Origin of the sequence: Curtobacterium sp. NPDC090217 (genome assembly GCF_044746705.1) — a bacterium.
Taxonomy (GTDB): domain Bacteria; phylum Actinomycetota; class Actinomycetes; order Actinomycetales; family Microbacteriaceae; genus Curtobacterium.
On record NZ_JBIVCR010000001.1, the window covers coordinates 137,509 to 158,149 of the forward strand.

Here is a 20,641-nt window from a genome sequence, read left to right on the forward strand (position 1 = left end):
GCCCTCGACGTCGGGGCGCCGAACGATGTCACTGCGTGGTTGCGCCCAGGAACGCGATCGCCGCCTGCCGGAACGCCCTGCTCGTCGGGGCATTGAAGTGGTTGCGCCCCGGGATCTCGAAGAACGACGCGTCCGGCGCCGCCTCGGCCAGCCGCACGGCGCTGTCCCTGATGCCGTCCTCGCTGCCGGCCGCCATCAGGATCGGCTGACCAGGTGCGTTCGCCGGCGTCGGCTCGATGCTGTTCCGCATCCCCTCGACCATCGCCACGAGCGCGCCGAGGTCGTTCCCCTCGACGTTCCCCGCCATCGTCAGGTAGCCGTTCGTCACGCGGTCCTCGATCGGCGTGCCGTCGGCGATGAACGCCCTGGCCTGGTCGACCTGCACACGCCGCATCGGGTCGGCGTCGGGGATCCCGCCGAACACCGCGCGGGATATCCGGTCCGGGATCCGCTCGGCGGTGTGCCAGCCGACGCGGGCACCGAGGGAGTACCCGAGGAACGCGACGTCGTCGAGCAGGTACGTGTCGATGACGGTCGTGACGTCGGCAACGAGGAGGTCCATCGAGTACGCGCTCGGCTCGTGCGGCTTCGACGAGGCACCGTGCCCGCGCTGGTCGAGCGCGACGACGCGGTACCCGGCCCGCACGAGGTCGCGGGTCCAGCCGGAGGCGTGCCAGTTGAGCAGCGCGCCGGACGCGAACCCGTGCACCGCGACGATGGTCGGGGCGTCGGGGTCGCCGAAGTCGTACGTGGCGATGCGCTGCCCGTCCGGGGACATCACGGCGCGGGGTCGGGGTGCTTCGGGGACGAGTGACATGTCCTCTCCAGGGTATCCGGGCACTGTGGTCGCCATGGACGGCTACGGCGGCGATCAGATCCGGGCGGCGGAGCGGCCGCACCTCGACGCGGGTGAGCCGCTGATGCAGCGGGCGGCGGCTGGGCTGGCCGAGCACGTGGGTCGGCTGCTCGACGACCCGGCCGAGCGGCCGGGTGACGGCCGCGGGTCGGTCCTGCTGCTGGTGGGCAGCGGCGACAACGGCGGCGACGCCCTGTTCGCGGGTGCGGGGCTGGCATCGGACGGGAGGCACGTGGAGATCCTGCGCGTCGGCTCGCGCATCCACGAGGCGGGCCTCAGGGCCGCGCTGGATGCCGGTGCGGTCCTCCTGTCCGACGGTGGCGACCAGGCCGCGACCGCGTCCGACGCGGCGCTGCGCGCCGACCTGGTCCTGGACGCGATCCTCGGCATCGGCGTGCACGGCGCGTCCGCGCTCCGCTCCCCGGCGCGCGAGGTCGTGCAGGCGATCCGCGAGCTCGCGCGCGACCAGCGCGCCCCGTTCGTCGTCGCGGTCGACGTGCCGAGCGGCATCGACGTCGACACCGGCGCGATCGCCGACGACCACGTGCTGCAGGCCGACGTCACCGTGACGTTCGGCGGTGTGAAGGCCGGCCTGCTGACGGGCCCTGGCGCGACCCTCGCCGGACGCATCGAACTGGTCGACGTCGGGATCGGCGCGGAGCTCGCGCGGACGGAGCCGCTCATCCGTCCGTAGGTTCGGTGGCATGACGTTCAACGACGACTCCCAGCTGCAGGGCGGCAAGGTCAAGCGGCGTGGGCGGACGACGGCCATCGCCGGGGGCGGTGTGGGCGCAGCGGCCATCGTCGTGTTCCTCATCGCGCAGTTCACCGGCTTCGACCTCAGCGGGCTCGTCGGGACCGGCGGCGGTCTGACGCAGATCCAGGAGGCCGGGTCCGAGGCGTCACCGGTGGCCGAGTGCCGCACGGGACGGGACGCGAACCTCAGCATCGACTGCCGCATGGAGGGTGCAGCGGAGTCGCTCGATGCCTACTGGACGACCGAGAGCCGGCAGCTGGGGATCTCGTACTCGTCGCCGGACTTCTACCTGTTCGACGGGTCGACGAACACCGGGTGCGGGACGGCCTCCGCCGCGACCGGCCCGTTCTACTGCCCGCCGGACCGCGCGATCTACCTCGACACCGCGTTCTACGACGACCTGCAGTCGAAGTACGGCGCGTCGGGCGGCCCGCTCGCGCAGATGTACGTCGTCGCGCACGAGTGGGGCCACCACGTGCAGCAGCTGCAGGGCACGTTCGCCGACACCGACCGGAGCGGCAGCGGCGCCTCGTCGGGCAGTGTCCGCGTGGAGCTCCAGGCGGACTGCTACGCGGGCGCCTGGGTGGGCGACGCGGCGAACACGAAGGCGGCGAACGGGCAGACCTTCTTCAAGCCGATCACCCGTGCGCAGATCGCCGATGCGCTCTCAGCGGCGAGCGCCGTCGGCGACGACAGCATCCAGCGGAGGAGCAGCGGTCAGGTGGACCCCGACTCGTTCACGCACGGGTCGAGCGCCCAGCGGCAGCGGTGGTTCGAGCGGGGCTACGAGCAGGGCGCGACGTCCTGCGACACGTTCAGCGTCCCCGGCTCGTCGCTCTAGGACGCGCTGGCGCTCGGGCTGGCGCTCGGCGTGGGCGTCGGGGTCGCGTCGCCGGACCCGGCGGCCGTGATCACGAACGTGCGGAACTCGTCGTTGGTGAACGGCTGCGAGTACTCGTACCGCTGCCCGTTCACGAGCACCAGGGGCACTCCCGGCCACTCGGTGAGGTCCGAGCCTGGGATGTCGCCACCGGTCACCGCAGTCGTGCGCTCGTCGACCCACTTGCCGTACCGCTGCTCGTCGATGCACTTCGTGATCGTCGACCCCGACTGCACGCCGGACACCCCGGTCACGACCTTCGTCAGCTGCGCGTCGGTGAGGCCGGCGGTCCCTTCCTCCGGCTGCGCCGCGAAGAGCGCCTTGTTCACGGCGAAGAACTGGTCGGGCGACGACTCCGCGACGCAGGCCGCGGCGTTCGCGGCACGCAGGGAGTACTTCGTGCCCTGCGAGCGGTTCGACAGCGTCGCGACCGGGTGGATGTCCACCGTCGCTGCGCCGGACTCGACGAGGCCCCGGATGTAGGCGTTGTTCGTCTGCACGAAGTCGGCGCACTCCGCGCAGTTGTAGTCCACGTACATCGTGATGCGGACGGTGTCGGCACCGTCGGTCGCGGAGGGCTGCGGCGACGTGGACGCCGACACGGCCTTGAGGTCCTGCCCGATGGTGATGCCGCCCTGCGACATCGACGACGGGCCGGGGCCTGCGGGCTTCGTCGAGTCGACGAGCACGAGCGTCACGACCGTGACCGCTGCCAGCAGCACGACGCCGAGGCCGATCTGCAGCCCCAGGCGGAGTCCGCGCTGGCGGCGCTTCTGCTGGAGGCGGGCGCGCTGAGCACGCTCACGTGCCGCTGCTCGGCGTTGGTTCCGCTCGGCGCGGGCGTCACCCTCGGGGCGGTTCGTCATGCTCGGTGGTCCTCCTGATCGGTGTCCGCTCGCGCTCACCCCCGCACGGCGGACGGACCCGACCGATGGTAGTGGGACGCTCTGGGAAGCGCCCAATCCCGCAAACTGGCACTGGCGCACCACAGGGAAGTCGTGTTGTATGAACCTCGATGGTCGACGGCGACCATCCGGGGCCCCCACGGGCACACCGCTTCACTCGGATCGTCCGGCACGTACCTGCCGGTGGAGAAAGGACCGAACGCTCATGGCGTCCGTCACCTATGACAAGGCAACCCGTCTCTACCCCGGAGGCAACCGCCCCGCGGTGGACTCCCTCGACCTGGACGTCGCTGACGGCGAGTTCCTCGTCCTCGTCGGCCCGTCGGGCTGTGGGAAGTCGACCTCGCTGCGCATGCTCGCGGGCCTCGAAGAAGTGAACTCCGGCGCGATCCGCATCGGCGACCGCGACGTCACCGACGTCCCGCCGAAGGACCGCGACATCGCGATGGTCTTCCAGAACTACGCGCTGTACCCGCACATGACGGTCGCCGAGAACATGGGCTTCGCGCTCAAGATCGCCGGCGTCGGCAAGGAAGAGCGCGCCACCCGCGTGCAGGAAGCCGCCAAGCTCCTCGACCTCGAGCAGTACCTCGGCCGCAAGCCGAAGGCGCTCTCCGGCGGTCAGCGTCAGCGTGTCGCGATGGGCCGTGCGATCGTCCGTCAGCCGCAGGTGTTCCTCATGGACGAGCCGCTGTCGAACCTCGACGCCAAGCTCCGCGTCCAGACCCGTACGCAGATCGCCTCGCTGCAGCGCCGCCTCGGTGTCACCACGGTCTACGTCACGCACGACCAGACCGAGGCCCTCACCATGGGTGACCGCATCGCGGTGCTCAAGGACGGCATCCTCCAGCAGGTCGGCACCCCGCGTGACCTGTACGAGAAGCCGAACAACGTGTTCGTCGCCGGCTTCATCGGCTCGCCGGCCATGAACCTGCTCCCGGCCGGTGTGGTCGAGGGCGGCATCTCCTTCGGTTCGCTCAACCACCCGATCGACCGCGACACGCTCTCCAACGCGCGTGCCGGTCAGGTCACCGTCGGTGTCCGCCCCGAGGACATCATCGTGTCCCAGTCGGGCGAGGGCCTCCCTGTCACGGTCGACGTCGTCGAGGAGCTCGGCGCCGACGGCTACCTCTACGGTCACGCCGACGTCAACGGCACGCGCACCGACATCGTCGCGCGTGTGGACGGCCGCGCACACCCGTCGATCGGCGACACGATCGTCGTGAGCCCCAAGCAGGGCCACGTGCACGTGTTCGACGCCGAGTCCGGCGAGCGCCTCGACGACAAGGCCGTCGTCAGCGCGTAAGCAGCGCACCCTTCGGGAGCCCGCGCCCGCCTCACAAGGGCGGGTGGCGGGCTCCCGTCGTACCACCCACCGGACGCACACCGCACCACAGGAGCAACCGTGCCCGACTCGATGTCCATCACCGCAGCCACCGTCGACCCCGGCCTGCTCGACCTGCCGTGGGATCTGCCGCTCGACGAATGGCCGGACGAGACGATCGTGGCGCTCCCGAAGGGCATCTCGCGGCACCTCGTCCGGTTCGTGCACCTCAGCGGGTACGTCGTCGCGGTGAAGGAGACCGGCGAGGAGATCGCCCGGTCCGAGTACGAGATGCTCAGGACCCTGCAGCGCATGGACGTCCCGTGCGTGGACCCGGTCGCCGTCATCACGAACCGGATGAGCGCGGACGGAGAACCCCTGCACCCGGTGCTCGTCACCCGGCACCTGCGCTTCTCGCTCCCCTACCGCGCGCTGTACTCCCAGACGCTCCGACCCGACACCGCGACCCGGCTCGTGGACGCGCTCGCCCTCCTGCTCGTGCGCCTGCACATCCTCGGCTTCTACTGGGGCGACGTGTCGCTGTCGAACACCCTGTTCCGCCGGGACGCCGGGTCCTTCGCCGCCTACCTGGTGGACGCCGAGACCGGCAAGCTCTACCCGGGCGGGCTGTCGAACGGGCAGCGTGAGAACGACCTCGAGGTCGCACGCGTGAACATCGCCGGTGAGCTCCTCGACCTCGAGGCAGGCGGACGTCTCGACGAGAACGCCGACGCGGTGGACGTCTCGAACCGCATCGTCGCCCAGTACCGGACGCTCTGGAAGGAGCTCACCGGCACCGAGCAGTTCGACGCCAAGGAACGCTGGCGCATCAACGACCGGGTCGAGCGCCTCAACGCACTCGGCTTCGACATCGAGGAGCTCTCGATCAACGCGGCACCCGGCGGCGGCGAGGTCCGCATCCAGCCGAAGGTCGTGGACGCCGGACACCACCAGCGACGTCTGCTCCGGCTCACCGGACTGGACGCCGGCGAGAACCAGGCACGCCGCCTGCTCAACGACCTCGACGCCTACCGTGCGCGGAACGGTCGCGACGAGCTCGACGAGGAGATGGTCGCGCACGAGTGGGTGTCCCGCGTGTTCGAGCCCGTCGTGCGAGCGATCCCACGCGATCTCCGCGGACGGCTCGAGCCCGCCGAGGTGTTCCACGAGCTGCTCGAGCACCGCTGGTTCATGTCCCAGGAAGAAGAGCGTTCGGTGTCCCTGCCCGAGGCGACGACGGCGTACATCAACGACGTGCTGCGCCACCGTCGCGACGAGCGCCTGCTGATCAACCCGCCGACGTCCTCGATGACGCTGCCGATCCCGCTGGTCGAGAACGACGCCGACGTCGACGAGGCCGAGGACGTCGAGGACTGGCGCGCGAACGTCTGACCCCGGCCCCGCGGCGCCCCGCCGCGCCCCGCCGCGCCCGCCGCGCCCCCGCCGCGCCGACCGGTCACGACACCCCGCCCGGTTCCGCCGAGTGGCCAGGAGCCGTCGGCCGGAGCGTCGCGAAGCGGCGTTCTGCGACCACTCGGCGGCGCGCCCTCGGGGTGTCGCGACCACTCGGACGGGCGGTGAGCAACGCACTGGAGGCCCGGCGCCGGTCCGTCGGACCGGCACCGGGCCTCCGGTGCTGCGCCCTACTCCGCGCGACGGCGGCGGGCGACCTCCCACAGGGTGACGCTCGCGGCGATGCCCGCGTTGAGGGACTCCGTCGCCGACGAGATCGGGATGGACACGATCGCGTCGCAGGTCTCGGTGACCAGGCGCGACAGGCCCTTGCCCTCGGAACCGACGACGATGACGATCGGCCGGTCGGCGAGCTCGAGCGCGTCGAGCTGCACGTCGCCGTCGCCCGCCAGGCCGAGCACGAACAGCCCCATCGACTTGAGCGACTTGAGCGTCTGCGTGAGGTTCGGCGCCATCGCGACGGGGGTGCGGGCGGCGGCACCGGCGGAGGTCTTCCACGCCGAGGCGGTCACGCCGACCGACCGACGCTGCGGCACGATCACGCCGTGGCCGCCGAACGCCGCGGTGGACCGGATGATCGCACCGAGGTTGCGCGGATCGGTGATGCCGTCGAGCGCCACCATCAGCGGCACCTCGTCGCGGGAGAACGCGCGCTCGACGACGTCCTCGGCCACGGCGTACTCGTACGCGGGGACCTTGAGCGCGACGCCCTGGTGCACGCTGTCGTGCCCGGTGATGCGGTCGAGCTCCGGGCGCATGATCTCCATGATCGGCACGCCGCGGTGGTTGGCGAGCGCCAGGATCTCCTTGACGCGGTCGTCCACCTCGATGCGGGCGGCGATGTAGAGCGTCGTCGACGGGGTCTTCGTGCGCAGGGCCTCGAGCACGGAGTTGCGCCCGGTCACCAGCTCCGAGTCGTCGCTCTTGCGCTGCGGAGGACGCCCGGTGCGGTTCGACGGCGCGCTCGACGCACCGTGCCGACCACGAGCGGCGTCGTACCGTTCCTTGGCGGCCTTGCGCTTACCGGCGGGGTGGTACGGGCGGTCCTCCGCCTTCGGGGTGGGCTTGCGCCCCTCGAGCGCCTGCGCTCCCTGGCCGCCGGAGCCGACCTGCTTGTTGCCCTTGCGCCCGGAGCGCACGGCACCGGGACGGCCCTTCTTGTTGCCCGAGACGTTCTTCATGGTTCTCTCCTGTTCGGCACTGCCGTGGTCAGGCGATGCTCCAGCGTGTTCCGGCCGAGGTGTCCTCGATCGTGATGCCCGCGGCCGCGAGGTCGTCGCGCACACGGTCGGCCGTGGCGAAGTCCCGGGACGCCCTGGCGTCGGAACGCTCCTGCACGAGGCGTTCGACGAGGGCGGCGAGCGGTGCGGCGGAGGGGTCCTGACCGGCACCGGACCAGTGAGTCGCTCGCGGGTCGATGCCGAGCACCTCCACCATCGCAGCCACCTGATGGTACGCGGTCCCGAGCGCATCCGCATCGTCGGCGTCCAACGCGGCGTTCCCGGCGCGGACGGTCTCGTGCAGGACGGCGAGCGCCTGCGGCACCGAGAGGTCGTCGTCCATCGCTGCGGCGAACGCGTCCGGGACGTCCGGGGCGTCGGCGAGCGTGACGCCTTCGAGTCGCGAGGCCGCTCGCGAGAGGAAGCCGTCGATCCGGTCGAGCGCTGCCTCTGCTTCGCCCAGGGACCCCTCGTGGTGGTCGATCGTCGACCGGTAGTGGGCGGCGCCGAGGAAGTAGCGGACGACGATCGGCCGCGCGGACCCGAGGAAGTCCGCCGCGAAGATCGAGTTGCCGAGGGACTTCGACATCTTCTGCCCGCCGACGGTCACGAGGCCGTTGTGCAGCCAGTACGTCGCGAACGGGTCGCCGGCGGCCGTGGACTGGGCGAGCTCGTTCTCGTGGTGCGGGAACCGGAGGTCGAGCCCGCCGCCGTGGATGTCGAACGCCGGCCCGAGGTACCGCCGGGACATCGCGGAGCACTCGATGTGCCAACCCGGACGGCCGGCTCCCCACGGGGAGTCCCAGCTCGCCGTCGTGGGTTCGCCGTCCTTCGCGCCCTTCCAGAGCGCGAAGTCACGGGCGTCCCGCTTACCGCGAGGGTCGGCGTCCGCGGCTTCGACCATGTCCTCGCGACGCTGGCGGGTCAGGGCGCCGTACGACGCCCAGCTCCCGGTGTCGAAGTAGACGTCCCCGGAGCCGTCGGCGGCCGGGTAGGCATGCCCCCGCTCGATGAGGCGGGCGATGATGTCCTGCATCTGCGGGATGCTGGCGGTGGCGCGGGGCTCGTACGTGGGCGGCAGGATGCCGAGCGCGGTGTACCCGGCGGTGAACTCGAGCTCGACCCGGTACGCCCGCGCCCACCAGGGCTCGTCGGTCCCGGCGGCCAGGTCCAGCACCTTGTCGTCGATGTCCGTGACGTTCCGGACCAGCGTCACGCGGTACCCGCGGTGGGTGAGCCAGCGGCGCCAGATGTCGTACACCAGGGCCGAGCGGAGGTGCCCGATGTGCGGCGACGACTGCACCGTCGGTCCGCACACGTACATGCTCACCTGTCCGTCGACCAGCGGGACGAGGTCGACGACGTCTGCGGCACGGGAGTCGTAGAGGCGAACGGTCACGCCTCAACCCTAGACGGAGCGGTCGGCCCGGACGAGTGCCGTCGCGATCGCCGCGAGCCCCTCGCCACGACCGGTGAACCCGAGCCCGTCCGTCGTCGTGCCGGAGACCGCGACGGGCGCCCCGACGACCGCGGACAGTGCGGTTTCCATCTCGGTCCGCCGAGCACCGATCCGCGGACGGTTGCCGATCACCTGCACGGTGACCGAGGTCGGGACGAGGCCGGCCGATGCGAGCGCGGACACCGCACCGCGGACGAAGACGTCGCCGGTCGCTCCGGCGTAGGCGGGGTCCGACGTGCCGAACCGTCCGCCGATGTCCCCGAGTCCCCCGGCGGAGAGCAGCGCGTCGCACACCGCGTGCGCCACGGCGTCCCCGTCGCTGTGCCCGGCGAGCCCCTGCTCGCCGGGGAACTCGAGCAGTCCGACCCGGCAGACCGCATCGGCGTCGAACGCGTGCACGTCGACGCCGAGCCCGACCCGGACGTCTCGAGCGGCTCCGGTGCGCTCCGACACCACGGCAGCGGCCCGGCGAAGGTCCCACGGCGTCGTGATCTTGAACGCGTCCGCGTCGCCGGGGACGAACCGCACGGTGCCACCAGCTGCCTGGAAGACGCCGGCGTCGTCGGTCTCGGACTGCGTCGACACCGCGTACGCCTCCCGGAGCGCGGCGAGCGGGAAGCCCTGGGGGGTCTGCACCCCGACGAGCGCCGACCGGTCCACGGTGGACACCACGACGTCGCCGGACACCTGCTTGACCGTGTCGGTGACGGGCAGCGCGGGGATGATCCCGCCCCCGGTCGCGGCCACCGCGGCGAACACGTCCTCGAACTGTGCAGCCGGCGTCAGACAGCGGGCAGCGTCGTGCACGAGCACCGTCTCGACCGACGACGGCAGCGCCTGGAGACCCGCCTGCACCGACGCGTGCCGATCGGCCCCGCCCGCGACGACGGCCGTGTACCCGACGGCGGGTCCGGCCACCACGGCGACCACGTCCGAGCACTCGGAGAGCAGCGCGGCCGGGGCGACCACGACCACGAACGTCGGCGTCGCCAGCGTGAACAACGGCGACAGTGCACGCTCCAGCATCAGCGACCCGGCGACGGGCACGAAGGCCTTCGGCGTCGCCAGCCCGAGCCGGGTGCCCGACCCTGCCGCAACGACGACGACCCCACGGACCGTGTCGGTCAGTGGGGTCGTCGAGGGGCTGCTGCTCAAGCCGGGGCGATCAGGAAGCGAGGACCTCGTCGAGGACGGTGGATGCCTTGTCCTCGTCGGTCTTCTCCGCGAGCGCGAGCTCGGAGATCAGGATCTGCCGGGCCTTGGCGAGCATGCGCTTCTCACCAGCCGAGAGACCGCGGTCCTGGTCGCGGCGCCACAGGTCACGAACGACCTCCGACACCTTGATGACGTCACCGGACGCGAGCTTCTCGAGGTTCGCCTTGTAGCGGCGAGACCAGTTCGTGGGCTCTTCCGTGAACGGTGCGCGCAGCACTTCGAAGACCTTGTCGAGGCCTTCCTTGCCGATCACATCCCGGACGCCGACCAGGTCGACGTTGTCCGCCGGTACCTCGATCGTCAGGTCACCCTGCGTGACACGCAGCTTCAGGTAGACCTTTTCCTCGCCCTTGATGACTCGCGTCTTGACTTCAGAGATGGTTGCCGCCCCGTGATGGGGGTAGACGACGGTCTCGCCGACCTCGAATTGCATGTATCAAGCTCCGTTCCGCAACACCCAGTTTACCACAAGGAAAATTCGGGTAAGGGGCGCCTAACCGCGAGCACTCCCAGGTGATCGGTAGGATGGAGGCCGCGCGAGCCGCTCGGTTGGCGCATCGTGATCTTCGGAGGAATCTCTTGCGAGCTCGGGTACTCGTGTCCGTCGCCGTTGCGGCAACCATCGCGATCGGCGCATCCGGCTGCGCGTTCTGGACGCCGCAGGACACCAAGACGATCAAGCAGATCACGGACGGCGTCAACGTCACGACGGGCAAGATCGACGTCCGCAACGCGCTGCTCATCTCCGACTCGGGCGACGACGCACGCTTCATCGGCACGCTCGTCAACAACAGCGACACCGACGACATCACCGTCTCGGTCGAGATCGGCGGCGACACCGAGACCGTCGACGTGCCGGCCAGTTCGCACGTCGACCTCGCGAACGACCAGAAGCACGACACCCTCGACTTCGCCGACGCCAAGGTCACCCCCGGGTCGCTCGTGAAGGTCTACTTCTCGTACCCGGGCGCCGCGGGCGTCTCCGGCAGCGTCCCCGTCCTGACGAGCTCGCAAGAGGAGTACCAGACCCTCGCCCCGACCTCGACGCCGACGTCGGAGATCACCCTCCCCGTCGAGACGCCGTCGGCGACCCCGACGGACACCCCGATCAACCCGTAACGCGACGACGCGTCACGCACCGACGCGCCAACGTACGCATTGGAGGCCCGGTGCCGGTCCGTCGGACCGGCACCGGGCCTCCGATGCGTTGCCAGGCCGTCAGGCCTCGATCCGGTACCCCAGACCACGCACCGTGACCAGCACCTCCGGCGCCGACGGCACCCGCTCGATCTTCGATCGGATCCGCTTGATGTGCACGTCGAGGGTCTTCGTGTCGCCGAAGTAGTCGGAGCCCCACACGCGGTCGATGAGCTGCCCGCGGGTCAGCACCCGGCCGGCGTTCCGGAGCAGCAGCTCGAGGAGCTCGAACTCCTTGAGCGGCATCGGCGTCTCGGACCCGTCGACCGACACCGTGTGGCGCTCGACGTCCATCTTGATGCCGCCGACCTGCAGGATGCCGCTGTCGGCGGGGTCGTCCTCGGTGCGACGGCGGAGCACCGCGCGGATGCGTGCCAGGAGCTCGCGGGTCGAGTACGGCTTCGTCACGTAGTCGTCGGCGCCGAGCTCGAGCCCGACGACGATGTCCACCTCCGAGTCCTTCGCCGTCAGCATGATGATCGGGGCGTTCGACCGCGTGCGGATCTGCCGACAGACCTCGGTGCCGGAGAGCCCCGGGAGCATGAGGTCCAGCAGGACGAGGTCGGGGTTCTCCGCGTCGAACTTCGACAGCGCGGTCACGCCGTCCGCTGCGACGGAGGTCTCGTACCCCTCGCGCTGCAGGAGGAACTCCAGGGGTTCGCTCAGGGCCGGCTCGTCGTCGACGATGAGGATCTTGGTCACGATGGCTGCTCTTCCAGTTGCTCTTCGAGTGCTGTTGTCAGTTCGGTGTCCGCCTCCGGCAGGCGGATCGTGAAGGTCGAGCCCTTGCCGGGCTGGGACCACACGCGCACGTCGCCGCCGTGGTTGCCGACGACGTGCTTCACGATCGCGAGTCCGAGGCCGGTGCCCCCTGTCGCCCGCGACCGTGCTGGGTCGACGCGGTAGAACCGCTCGAACACCCGGTCGAGATCGGCCTCCGGGATGCCGACGCCCTGGTCGGTCACCGCGATCTCGACGAAGCCCTTGCTGCTCCGCACACCGACGCCGACGCGGGTGTTGTCCGGGGAGTACTTGATCGCGTTCGCGATGAGGTTCGACACCGCGACCTGCAGGAGACCGGGGTCGCCCATCACGCGGAGCTTCGACTTCTTCGCCCGGACCAGCTCGATGTCGCGCGCGCGGGCGACGACCTCGTTCGCGTCGATCGAGGCCTGCACGACCTTGTCGATCGACGTCTCCTCGCTCGTGTCCAGCGTGTCGACGGACTGCAGTCTGGACAGCTCGATGATGTCCTTCGTGAGGGCACCGAGCCGCTCGGACTCGGTCACGAGCTGCGCGGCGAACTTCTTCACGTGCACCGGGTCGTCGGCCGCGGCGATGAGGGTCTCCGACAGCAGGCCGATCGCGCCGATCGGGGTCTTCAGCTCGTGCGAGATGTTGGCGACGAAGTCCCGGCGGACCTCGTCGATGCGTCGGGACTCGGTGAGGTCGTCCGCGGTCACGAGCACGTAGCGGTTCCCGAGCTGGGCGGCCCGGAAACTGAGGTACCCGACGAGCTCCCCGCGACGGCCACGCGGGAGCTCCATGTCCTCCGAGCCCATCTCGCCGCTCGAGCGCACGCGGTCGACGAGCGCACGCAGCTCGTCGTGCACGAGCCGGCGCCGCACGACCAGTCCGATCGTCAGCGCCTGGGGCGACGCGGCCACGACGGTGTTCGAGGGGTCGACGACCACGGCCGGGTTGTGCATCGTCGCGATGACCGCTGCGACGCCGTCCGGCAGGGTCCGCTCGGCGACGTCGGCTGCCCGTGCCGTGCGCTCGGCGGTGATGATGAGTCCGACGACTCCCGCGCCGAAGACCCCGCCGAGGAGCATCGACAGTGGCACGAGCCACGCGTTGTCCATGCCGTCAGTGTAGGAGTGGTCACGAGGGGTTCCGGCGCCGTTCACCCGCGTTCGCGGGCCTTCGCCCGGAGGATCGCGAAGCGTTCAGTCGCAGGTCACCGTTCGTTCACCTGGGCACTCGACACTCTCCCGGTACGCATCAGAGAGGCAATCCCCCATGCGCGAAGTGTTCCAGCAGGAGCTCCAGGACGTCCAGGAGCGTCTGACCGAGATCGCCGGGCTCGTCGAGTCCGCGATCACCCGGGCCACCGAGGCCTTCACCGAGTCGGACGTCGCCCTCGCGGAAGAGGTCATCGCCGACGACGCGAAGATCGACGAGGCGGCGAACAACCTCGACGAGGTCGCGATCGACATCCTCGCCCGCCAGGCCCCCGTCGCCCGTGACCTCCGCGTCGTCGTGACCGCCCTCCGTGTCAGCTCCTCGCTCGAGCGCATGGGCGACATGGCCGAGCACATCGCGCAGCTCGCCCGCCAGCGCTTCCCGGAGAAGGTCGTCCCGAAGGGCCTGCGCGGTACCTTCAAGAAGATGGGCCAGCACGACGTCGCGATGGCGCAGAAGCTCACGCGCCTGCTCGCCACCGAAGACATCCAGCTCGCCGAGGAGATCCGCGACGAGGACGACGCCGTCGACGAGCTGCACGCGAGCGTGTTCGACTTCGTGCTCGGCGAGACCTGGAAGGGGGCGCCGATCGACACCGTCGACGCGACCCTCGCATCCCGGTACCACGAGCGCTTCGCGGACCACGCGGTGTCGATCGCGAAGAAGGTGCAGTACCTGGCGACGGGCGACTGGGCCGGCGCGAGCGCCAACGTCTGACCGACGGTTCTCTGCCAGGATCGTGGCATGGCCCAGGTCGCGATCATCGTCAACGGCATGCCCGGTTCCGGCAAGAGCACGGTCGGCGCCGCCCTCGCCGAGGTGCTCGGCTGCCCCTTCCTCTCGAAGGACCGGATCAAGGAACCGCTGGCGGACATCGCCGGCCCGATGATCGCCTCGCGTCCGCTCGGCGCCATCGCGATGACCACGATGTGGGCGATGGCCGGAGCGGTGGAGAACGGGGTCGTCCTCGACGCCGTCTGGCTGCCGTCCCGTGACCGCGCCTTCCTGGAGGCCGGGCTCGCCTCCGCAGGGTCGCCTCGCGCCGTCGAGGTGTGGTGCGACGTCGACCACGCGACCGCCGTGGAGCGGCTGACGGACCGGTACGACCCGGGTTCACCCGTGCGTCACGAGGTGCACGGCGACCTGGCGGACCTCCTGGCGTTCTGGGACGAGCACGGCCCCACCGCCGGACCGATCGGCCTCGGACCGGTCGTCCGCGTCGACACCACGGCGCAGTACGACGTCGGCGAGCTCGTGCAGGAGATCGCGTCGCACTTCGTCTGAGGCGCGCCGTCGCCCGCGCGCTTCCGCGAAAGCGACAGTTCGCGGTGCCGTCACCCGCGCTCTTCCGCGAAAGCGACAGTTTGCCGCGGATCTTCCGCGGCGAACTGTCGCTTTCGCGATGAGTGCTGGACTCGCGTCCTACTTCTTGGCGCCCTGCGCGGCGACCGCGGCGGCACCGGCGGCGGCGGCCTCGGGGTCGAGGTAGCGCGACGGGCCGGTCGGGCGGAAGTCGTCGTCGAGCTCGTACACGAGCGGGATGCCCGTCGGGATGTTGAGCCCCGCGATGTCGTCGTCCGAGATGCCGTCGAGGTGCTTGACGAGCGCACGCAGCGAGTTGCCGTGCGCCGTGACCAGCACGGTCTTGCCAGCGCCGAGATCCTTCGTGATGTCGGACTCCCAGTAGGGCAGCAGCCGGTCGATCACGAGCTTCAGCGACTCCGTGCGGGGCAGCGCGTCACCGAGCTCGGCGTAGCGACGGTCGCCGAACTGCGACCACTCGGCGTCGTCGGCGATGGGGGGCGGCGGGACGTCGAACGAGCGGCGCCACTCCATGAACTGCTGCTCGCCGTACTGCTCGAGCGTCTGGGCCTTGTCCTTGCCCTGCAGGTCGCCGTAGTGGCGCTCGTTGAGACGCCAGTCGCGCTTGACCGGCAGCCATGCCAGGTCCGCTTCGAGCAGGGCGATGTCGGCGGTCTGGATCGCACGGGTCAGGAGCGAGGTGTACAGGACGTCGGGGACGATGCCGGACTCGGCGATGAGCTCGCCGGCGCGCTTCGCCTCCTTCTCACCGAGCTCGGAGAGCCGGACGTCGACCCAACCGGTGAACAGGTTCTTCTGGTTCCAGTCACTGTTGCCGTGACGGAGCAGGACGAGCGTGGAGGTCATGCTCCGATCCTACCGAGCGCCGTGGTCCCCGTACCCTTGACGCATGCCGATCGGGAACGTCACGCGCGGGACGACCGGGTACAACCGGCTCCGCCGCGTCGACCGGTGGATCGCGTCGTTGCCGGCCCTCCGCAAGGCGTCGGACCCGCTCGTCGCCGACGTCGGGTACGGCGCCAGCCCGACGACGACGCTCGAGCTCCGGGACCGTCTGGCACGCGTCCGGCCGGACGTCGAGGTCACCGGGATCGAGATCGAGCCCTCCCGCGTCGCACTGGCGAACGCCGGCACGCGCGACGGGGTGACGTTCCGGCTCGGCGGCTTCGAGACCCCGACACCCGGCGGACGTCGGCCTGCGGTGATCCGGGCGTTCAACGTGCTCCGGCAGTACGACGAGTCCCAGGTCGTGGACTCGTGGCGGATCATGCAGGACCGGCTGCAACCGGGCGGCGCGCTCGTCGAGGGGACCTGCAACGAGGTCGGCCGGGTCGCGTCGTGGGTGACGCTCGACCCACTCGCACCACGGACGTTCACGGTCTCGCTCCGGCTCGCGGGGCTCGACGTCCCGAGCATCGTGGCGGAGCGGCTGCCGAAGGCGCTCATCCACCGGAACGTCCCCGGGGAGCGCGTGCACGACTTCCTGCGGGACCTCGACCTGTCGTGGGCCGTCGCCGCTCCCCTCGGCACGTACGGCCCTCGGCAGCGGTGGCTCGCGGCCGTCGTCGGCATGCGCGACCGCGGTTGGCCGGTGCTGCACGGCACGTCGAGGTGGCGCCTCGGCGAGCTCAGCGTCCCGTGGTCGGCCGTCGCCCCGCGCTGACAGGATGGGAGCATGAACGTGCGCACCACTCAGCTCTTCGCCGTCGCCGGGCTCGTGATCGGCGCCGTCGCCCTGTCGGGGTGCTCGGCCGCCGGGCAGCCGGACGTCCAGCGCCGCTCGGCGTCGGCGAGCCCGACCCCGACCGTCTCGGCGCCGCCGAGCACCCCCGTCACCGCGGACACACTCCGCGACGACGTGAGCGGGACCGTGGTGCGACCGCTGGCCATCGTGACGGACTTCCCCGTCCCCGCCGATGCCCCGGCCGGAGGTGTGAAGCCGGTGCTCGTCGAGATCCGCGTCACCGCCGGTACGAAGTTCTCGAACGACGTCATGGAGTCCGCGGTGTCGATCACGCGGCGCGACGCGAACCTGGACCTCGTGAGCCTCGGACTCTCGAACCCTGATGACCTGACGCCCGCGATGTCGAAGGCCGGGTACACGCCGATCGGCACCGTCCCGAACGGCACCACCGCCACCGGCTGGATCGGCGCCTGGATGAACCCGGACACGACCGACTACGACCTGGTCTACGACCGCCCGGCGGGCACGGTGCTCAACGTCGGCGGCTCGGACAACGGCAAGGAGATAGCCGGCAGCCGCTCGATCACGACGCTCACCGTCGGCTGACGACGCCTCGTCGCGCCCGCACGTGGACATTGCGCCCGTTCGTGACCGGGCGCGATGGTCGTACGGGGGCGCGACCCGGCCCGACCGGGGATTACGAGCGGCGGACGGCGCCGAGGCGGGGCAGGCGCGGGACGTTCGCGGTGGCGCCGGCGCCCGGCGGGACGATGGTCTCCTGAGCCGCGGTCACCACGACGTCATCCGCGGTGAGCGTCAGGACGGCCGTGGGGTCCAGGGAGCGCTTGACCACGGCGAGGCCGATCGGCCCGAGCTCGTGGTGCACCGCCGATGCCGCCAACCTGCCGACGACGACGCCGTCGAGCGTCACCGGGGTGCCCGGCGCCGGCAGCACGGCGTCCGACCCGTCCAGGTGCAGCATCACGACACGACGCGGCGGGTGTCCGAGGTTGTGGACCTTCGCGACCGTCTCCTGCCCGCGGTAGCAGCCCTTGGTCAGGTGCACGGCGGACCGGAGCCAGTCGAGCTCGTGCGGGATCGTCCGCTCGTCGACGTCGGTCAGCGCGGGGCGCCACGCGGCGATCCGCAGGGCCTCGAGCGCGAGGAGCCCCGCGACGGGCAGGTCCGACGCGGCCAGGGCGTCGACAGCCATGGTGTCGAGCACGGCGATCCGCAGCGCCCAGTCGGCGCCGGGGTGCCCCTGCTGCTCGGCGTAGCTCCACCCGCCCGGCGTGATCGTGTTCCACGGGTCGACCCACTCGACCACCGCGTCGGGGATGAGCCCCGGGGCGAACGACCCGACGGTGACGAGGTCGGACGAGACGTCGGCGACCTCCACCCGGAGCATGAAGCGCATCGACGACAGCCACGCGGCGAGCGGTGCGGCATCGGCCGGCTCGGTGAGGAGCCACGTCGTCGTGCCGTCGTCCACCACGCGGGCGGCGTGCTCGACACGACCGGACTGGTCGAGCACGAGCGTCTCGGTGCTCATCCCCGGCGCGAGGCCGAGCAGCAGCTGGGACGTGATCGAGTTGAGCCACGACAGACGGTCAGGACCGGTGACGGTCACGACGCCGAGCCCGAGCTCGACGACGGCGGAACCACGGGCGAGGAGACGTTGCTCACCGAGCGGGTTGCCGAAGTGCGCGGCCGGACCGAGGTCGGACGCGACGAACCCCGCACGGTCGGCCAAGGCGGCCATCAGTCGACCTTCGCGAGCTGCCCCGAGGCGTGCGAGGTGAGCCCCTGGCCGAGCGCGGCGATGTCCCACGCCCAGAAGAGCTTGCCCTCGACGAGCCCGTACATGCGGGTGGCCGCGGAGTAGTCCTTCGCGTTGGCCGAGCGCATCACGGCGTCGGTGGCGAGGTCGATGCGGCCCTTGCGGACCTGCCCGACGTAGAGCTCGTTGACGCCGGTCGGGTGGATGATCGCCGCCTCGATGTCGAAGCCGTCGTTGGCGTTGCGGAGCGCCTCGACGCTCTGGGTCGTGGTGAACGGCACGTTGCCCTCGCCCATGAGCATCGCGGGGCCGCGGTCGCCCGGCTCGGACGGACGGTCGAGCCGCCAGTAGCCCATCTCGGCCGCGAGCGGCGTGTGCTCGTCGTCGAGCAGCCACGTCGTGGACGAGTAGTTGAGGTACGGCAGACCGTCGTGGCTGAAGCTCACGCGCTGGCCGAACTCGTACGTCCTGACGTCGGGTTCGTCGGCGTCGGCGGGACCGACGGGGTACTCGACGACACCCGTGCCCTCCCAGACGCCGACGAGCCAGGAGAGGGGGACGAGTTCGGGCGCCAGGCCCTCTGGCAGTTCGATCAACGCTGACCCTTGAACAGCTTCACGACGACGGTCACCGAGACGAACGCGATCGCGAGCGATGCCAGGCCCAACAGACCGACGTAGAACAGCTCGAGCGCAAGCAGCGAATCCATGCCAGGAGTCTACGCGGCCACCATCCGAGCGCACCGGGTCAACGCGCCAGGAGCACCACCGCGGTGACGAGCACGACGACGAACGACCCGGACGACGCGATGCTGATCCGTTCGACCAGGCCGTCCTTCGTCGCGGTGATGAGCTGCAGCACGAAGCTCACGAGCACGGACGCCACGAAGACGAGCAGCAGCCAGGCGAAGGAGTCCTTCTCGGTGAGGGTCAGGACGAGCACGGCGCCGACGATCGACAGCAGCCAGACGGGCAGCACGGACGTGAGCTTCAGGCGGCGCTGGTCTGCTGGCTGGACGGGCTCGGTCACCACCCCATCATTGCAGGCTGCGTCGAGGACGCTTGTCGAGCATCACTAGGATGTCCGCACGACGTCTCATCCGTTCTGGAGGTCCTGTGGCACAGCTCCTGGTACTCACTTCGGCTGCGCCCGGGGACGTGCTCCCGAGCCTCGGCCTCCTGAGCCACCGGATCCGCCACGTGCCGGCGGAAGCCGCGCAGCTGGTGAACGCCCCGCAGAGCGACCTGATGTTCGTCGACGCCAGGACCGACCTCGTCAGCGCCAAGGCGCTGTGCAAGATCCTCTCCACCTCCGGCTCGACGACACCGATCGTGCTCGTCGTCACCGAGGGCGGCCTCACCGCGGTCAACAGCGAGTGGAACATCGACGACGTCGTGCTCGAGAGCGCCGGCCCGGCAGAGGTCGACGCCCGCATCCGGCTGAGCGCCGGCCGTGCCGCGAAGAACCAGACCGGCTCGAAGATCCAGGCCTCCGGCGTCGTCATCGACGAGGCGAGCTACTCGGCCAAGGTGCGCGGCAAGCCGCTCGACCTGACGTTCAAGGAGTTCGAGCTCCTGCGCTTCTTCGCCACGCACCCGTCGCGCGTGTTCACCCGCGAACAGCTCCTCTCCGAGGTCTGGGGCTACGACTACTTCGGCGGCACCCGCACGGTCGACGTGCACGTTCGACGTCTCCGCGCCAAGCTCGGCGACCTCGAGTCGCTCATCGGCACCGTCCGGAACGTCGGCTACCGCTTCAACGTCTACGACGACGAGGCCGATCGGCTGATGGGCCAGTAGTGGTGGACCCCGCCCGGTTCACCGTTCCCGGCGAACCACCGCCGTTCTCCGACCAGACCCTCGTCGACGTGCGCGCGGGGCGCGCGGTCGTGCTGCAGGAACCCGACGGGGTCGCGGTCGTCAGGAACGGCGAGCTGGAGCTGGTCGTCGGACTGGAGGCCCGTGGCCACGGCGTCGGGACACGGCTCGTCGAGCAGGCGCTCGCCCTGGGCGGCGGGGCCGCTCCCCGGCTCGCCTGGGCACACGGCGACAGCCCGGCGGCACGCGCGATCGCGACCCGGTACGGCTGGGCCGCCACCAGGACGCTGCTGCAGCTGCGCGCACCGGTGCCGACGTCGGCACCCGACCCGAGCCTCCCGGCCGGGTACTCGCTGGCCGCCTTCCGGACCGGCACCGACGAGGCGGACTGGCTCGCCCTCAACGCTGCGGCCTTCGCATCGCACCCTGAGCAGGGCTCGATGACGCTCGAGGACCTGCGGGCGCGGGAAGCCGAGCCGTGGTTCTCGCCGGACGACCTGATCCTGCTGCGCGACGCCGACGGGGAACTCGCGGGGTCCTGCTGGCTCAAGGTCGAGGACGGGATCGGCGAGTTCTACGCCGTCGCCGTCCGCCCCGACCTGCAGGGGCAGGGGCTCGGCGGTGTGCTCATGCGCGCCGGATACGCCCGCCTCGCCGGTCGTGACCTGACCGCAGCCGCGCTCTACGTCGAGGGCGACAACGAACCCGCGCTGGCGCTGTACCGGCGGTCCGGGTTCACGCAGCACGCGATCGACGTGCAGTACGCCGCTCCCTGAAACGTCCGGG

23 protein-coding genes are annotated in these 20,641 nt (G+C 70.8%); 11 read left to right on the forward strand and 12 right to left on the reverse strand.

Annotated features, from left to right (window positions below):
• Positions 1 to 28 precede the first annotated feature (28 nt).
• Positions 29 to 817: an alpha/beta fold hydrolase gene (locus ACIPJ2_RS00670; RefSeq protein WP_402727143.1), complete on the reverse strand. Its 789-nt coding sequence runs from the start codon at positions 815 to 817 to the stop codon at positions 29 to 31.
• A gap of 34 nt (positions 818 to 851) precedes the next feature.
• On the opposite strand from ACIPJ2_RS00670, the gene ACIPJ2_RS00675 reads away from it, so the two are divergent.
• Both ACIPJ2_RS00675 and ACIPJ2_RS00680 read left to right on the forward strand, forming a co-directional pair.
• Positions 852 to 1,550, forward strand: a complete 699-nt coding sequence (locus ACIPJ2_RS00675) for an NAD(P)H-hydrate epimerase (RefSeq protein ID WP_402727144.1) — start codon at positions 852 to 854, stop codon at positions 1,548 to 1,550.
• Positions 1,551 to 1,560: 10 nt separating this feature from the next.
• Positions 1,561 to 2,454, forward strand: coding sequence for a neutral zinc metallopeptidase (locus tag ACIPJ2_RS00680; protein ID WP_281265862.1), 894 nt, complete (start codon positions 1,561 to 1,563; stop codon positions 2,452 to 2,454).
• Here ACIPJ2_RS00680 and ACIPJ2_RS00685 read toward each other — a convergent pair.
• Positions 2,451 to 3,359, reverse strand: coding sequence for a DsbA family protein (locus ACIPJ2_RS00685; protein WP_402727145.1), 909 nt, complete (start codon positions 3,357 to 3,359; stop codon positions 2,451 to 2,453). The two genes, ACIPJ2_RS00680 and ACIPJ2_RS00685, sit on opposite strands and share 4 nt — an antisense overlap.
• Before the next feature lie 244 nt (positions 3,360 to 3,603).
• Here ACIPJ2_RS00685 and ACIPJ2_RS00690 point away from each other — a divergent pair, with 244 nt between their 5' ends.
• Both ACIPJ2_RS00690 and ACIPJ2_RS00695 read left to right on the forward strand, forming a co-directional pair.
• Complete coding sequence (locus tag ACIPJ2_RS00690) at positions 3,604 to 4,704, forward strand: ABC transporter ATP-binding protein (protein ID WP_281265864.1); 1,101 nt, start codon at positions 3,604 to 3,606, stop codon at positions 4,702 to 4,704.
• A 99-nt stretch (positions 4,705 to 4,803) separates the two neighbouring features.
• Positions 4,804 to 6,114 (forward strand): DUF4032 domain-containing protein, encoded by a 1,311-nt coding sequence (locus ACIPJ2_RS00695; protein WP_402727146.1) that lies wholly within the window; start codon positions 4,804 to 4,806, stop codon positions 6,112 to 6,114.
• A 251-nt stretch (positions 6,115 to 6,365) separates the two neighbouring features.
• On the opposite strand, the gene rlmB is transcribed toward ACIPJ2_RS00695, so the two are convergent.
• The 4 genes from rlmB to ACIPJ2_RS00715 are packed head-to-tail and all read right to left on the reverse strand — an operon-like array spanning position 6,366 to position 10,522.
• Positions 6,366 to 7,376, reverse strand: coding sequence for a 23S rRNA (guanosine(2251)-2'-O)-methyltransferase RlmB (gene rlmB / locus ACIPJ2_RS00700; RefSeq protein WP_281265866.1), 1,011 nt, complete (start codon positions 7,374 to 7,376; stop codon positions 6,366 to 6,368).
• A 28-nt stretch (positions 7,377 to 7,404) separates the two neighbouring features.
• Positions 7,405 to 8,814, reverse strand: coding sequence for a cysteine--tRNA ligase (gene cysS, locus ACIPJ2_RS00705; protein ID WP_281265867.1), 1,410 nt, complete (start codon positions 8,812 to 8,814; stop codon positions 7,405 to 7,407).
• A 9-nt stretch (positions 8,815 to 8,823) separates the two neighbouring features.
• A complete protein-coding gene (gene ispD, locus ACIPJ2_RS00710; protein WP_402727147.1) occupies positions 8,824 to 10,029 on the reverse strand; it encodes a 2-C-methyl-D-erythritol 4-phosphate cytidylyltransferase in 1,206 nt (401 codons plus the stop codon).
• 10 nt (positions 10,030 to 10,039) lie between these two features.
• The gene (locus tag ACIPJ2_RS00715) at positions 10,040 to 10,522 is read right to left on the reverse strand and encodes a CarD family transcriptional regulator (protein WP_017888066.1); all 483 of its coding nucleotides are present in this window, start codon (positions 10,520 to 10,522) and stop codon (positions 10,040 to 10,042) included.
• 164 nt (positions 10,523 to 10,686) lie between these two features.
• Between ACIPJ2_RS00715 and ACIPJ2_RS00720 the strand changes: the two genes are divergently transcribed.
• Complete coding sequence (locus ACIPJ2_RS00720; RefSeq protein WP_402727148.1) at positions 10,687 to 11,208, forward strand: hypothetical protein; 522 nt, start codon at positions 10,687 to 10,689, stop codon at positions 11,206 to 11,208.
• 99 nt (positions 11,209 to 11,307) lie between these two features.
• On the opposite strand, the gene ACIPJ2_RS00725 is transcribed toward ACIPJ2_RS00720, so the two are convergent.
• Both ACIPJ2_RS00725 and ACIPJ2_RS00730 read right to left on the reverse strand, forming a co-directional pair.
• Positions 11,308 to 11,988, reverse strand: coding sequence for a response regulator transcription factor (locus ACIPJ2_RS00725; RefSeq protein ID WP_281265870.1), 681 nt, complete (start codon positions 11,986 to 11,988; stop codon positions 11,308 to 11,310).
• The gene (locus ACIPJ2_RS00730; RefSeq protein WP_281265871.1) at positions 11,985 to 13,151 is read right to left on the reverse strand and encodes a cell wall metabolism sensor histidine kinase WalK; all 1,167 of its coding nucleotides are present in this window, start codon (positions 13,149 to 13,151) and stop codon (positions 11,985 to 11,987) included. The genes ACIPJ2_RS00725 and ACIPJ2_RS00730 overlap by 4 nt, the downstream gene beginning before the upstream one ends.
• 157 nt (positions 13,152 to 13,308) lie before the next feature.
• Here ACIPJ2_RS00730 and phoU point away from each other — a divergent pair, with 157 nt between their 5' ends.
• The gene (gene phoU, locus ACIPJ2_RS00735) at positions 13,309 to 13,968 is read left to right on the forward strand and encodes a phosphate signaling complex protein PhoU (protein ID WP_402727149.1); all 660 of its coding nucleotides are present in this window, start codon (positions 13,309 to 13,311) and stop codon (positions 13,966 to 13,968) included.
• Positions 13,969 to 13,995: 27 nt separating this feature from the next.
• Positions 13,996 to 14,535, forward strand: a complete 540-nt coding sequence (locus ACIPJ2_RS00740) for an AAA family ATPase (RefSeq protein WP_402727150.1) — start codon at positions 13,996 to 13,998, stop codon at positions 14,533 to 14,535.
• A 138-nt stretch (positions 14,536 to 14,673) separates the two neighbouring features.
• On the opposite strand, the gene ACIPJ2_RS00745 is transcribed toward ACIPJ2_RS00740, so the two are convergent.
• On the reverse strand, positions 14,674 to 15,420 hold the full coding sequence (locus tag ACIPJ2_RS00745; protein ID WP_402727151.1) for a phosphoglyceromutase: 747 nt from the start codon (positions 15,418 to 15,420) through the stop codon (positions 14,674 to 14,676).
• Positions 15,421 to 15,463: 43 nt separating this feature from the next.
• Here ACIPJ2_RS00745 and ACIPJ2_RS00750 point away from each other — a divergent pair, with 43 nt between their 5' ends.
• Complete coding sequence (locus tag ACIPJ2_RS00750) at positions 15,464 to 16,237, forward strand: class I SAM-dependent methyltransferase (protein WP_402727152.1); 774 nt, start codon at positions 15,464 to 15,466, stop codon at positions 16,235 to 16,237.
• A gap of 12 nt (positions 16,238 to 16,249) precedes the next feature.
• Positions 16,250 to 16,864 (forward strand): hypothetical protein, encoded by a 615-nt coding sequence (locus ACIPJ2_RS00755; RefSeq protein WP_402727153.1) that lies wholly within the window; start codon positions 16,250 to 16,252, stop codon positions 16,862 to 16,864.
• Positions 16,865 to 16,955: 91 nt separating this feature from the next.
• Here the strand turns inward: ACIPJ2_RS00755 and ACIPJ2_RS00760 are convergent, their stop codons facing one another.
• The 3 genes from ACIPJ2_RS00760 to ACIPJ2_RS00770 form a co-directional block, all read right to left on the reverse strand.
• Positions 16,956 to 18,020 (reverse strand): YgfZ/GcvT domain-containing protein, encoded by a 1,065-nt coding sequence (locus ACIPJ2_RS00760; protein ID WP_402727154.1) that lies wholly within the window; start codon positions 18,018 to 18,020, stop codon positions 16,956 to 16,958.
• A complete protein-coding gene (locus tag ACIPJ2_RS00765; RefSeq protein WP_281265878.1) occupies positions 18,020 to 18,634 on the reverse strand; it encodes an FABP family protein in 615 nt (204 codons plus the stop codon). Before ACIPJ2_RS00765 ends, ACIPJ2_RS00760 begins: the two co-directional genes overlap by 1 nt.
• 151 nt (positions 18,635 to 18,785) lie before the next feature.
• A complete protein-coding gene (locus ACIPJ2_RS00770) occupies positions 18,786 to 19,067 on the reverse strand; it encodes a hypothetical protein (protein ID WP_281265879.1) in 282 nt (93 codons plus the stop codon).
• Between the two features lie 86 nt (positions 19,068 to 19,153).
• Between ACIPJ2_RS00770 and ACIPJ2_RS00775 the strand changes: the two genes are divergently transcribed.
• Together ACIPJ2_RS00775 and mshD are read left to right on the forward strand one after the other, a co-directional pair.
• The gene (locus ACIPJ2_RS00775) at positions 19,154 to 19,837 is read left to right on the forward strand and encodes a response regulator transcription factor (RefSeq protein ID WP_281265880.1); all 684 of its coding nucleotides are present in this window, start codon (positions 19,154 to 19,156) and stop codon (positions 19,835 to 19,837) included.
• Entirely contained in the window at positions 19,837 to 20,631 is a 795-nt protein-coding gene (mshD, locus tag ACIPJ2_RS00780; RefSeq protein WP_402727155.1) for a mycothiol synthase, read from the forward strand. Before ACIPJ2_RS00775 ends, mshD begins: the two co-directional genes overlap by 1 nt.
• Positions 20,632 to 20,641: the final 10 nt, after the last annotated feature.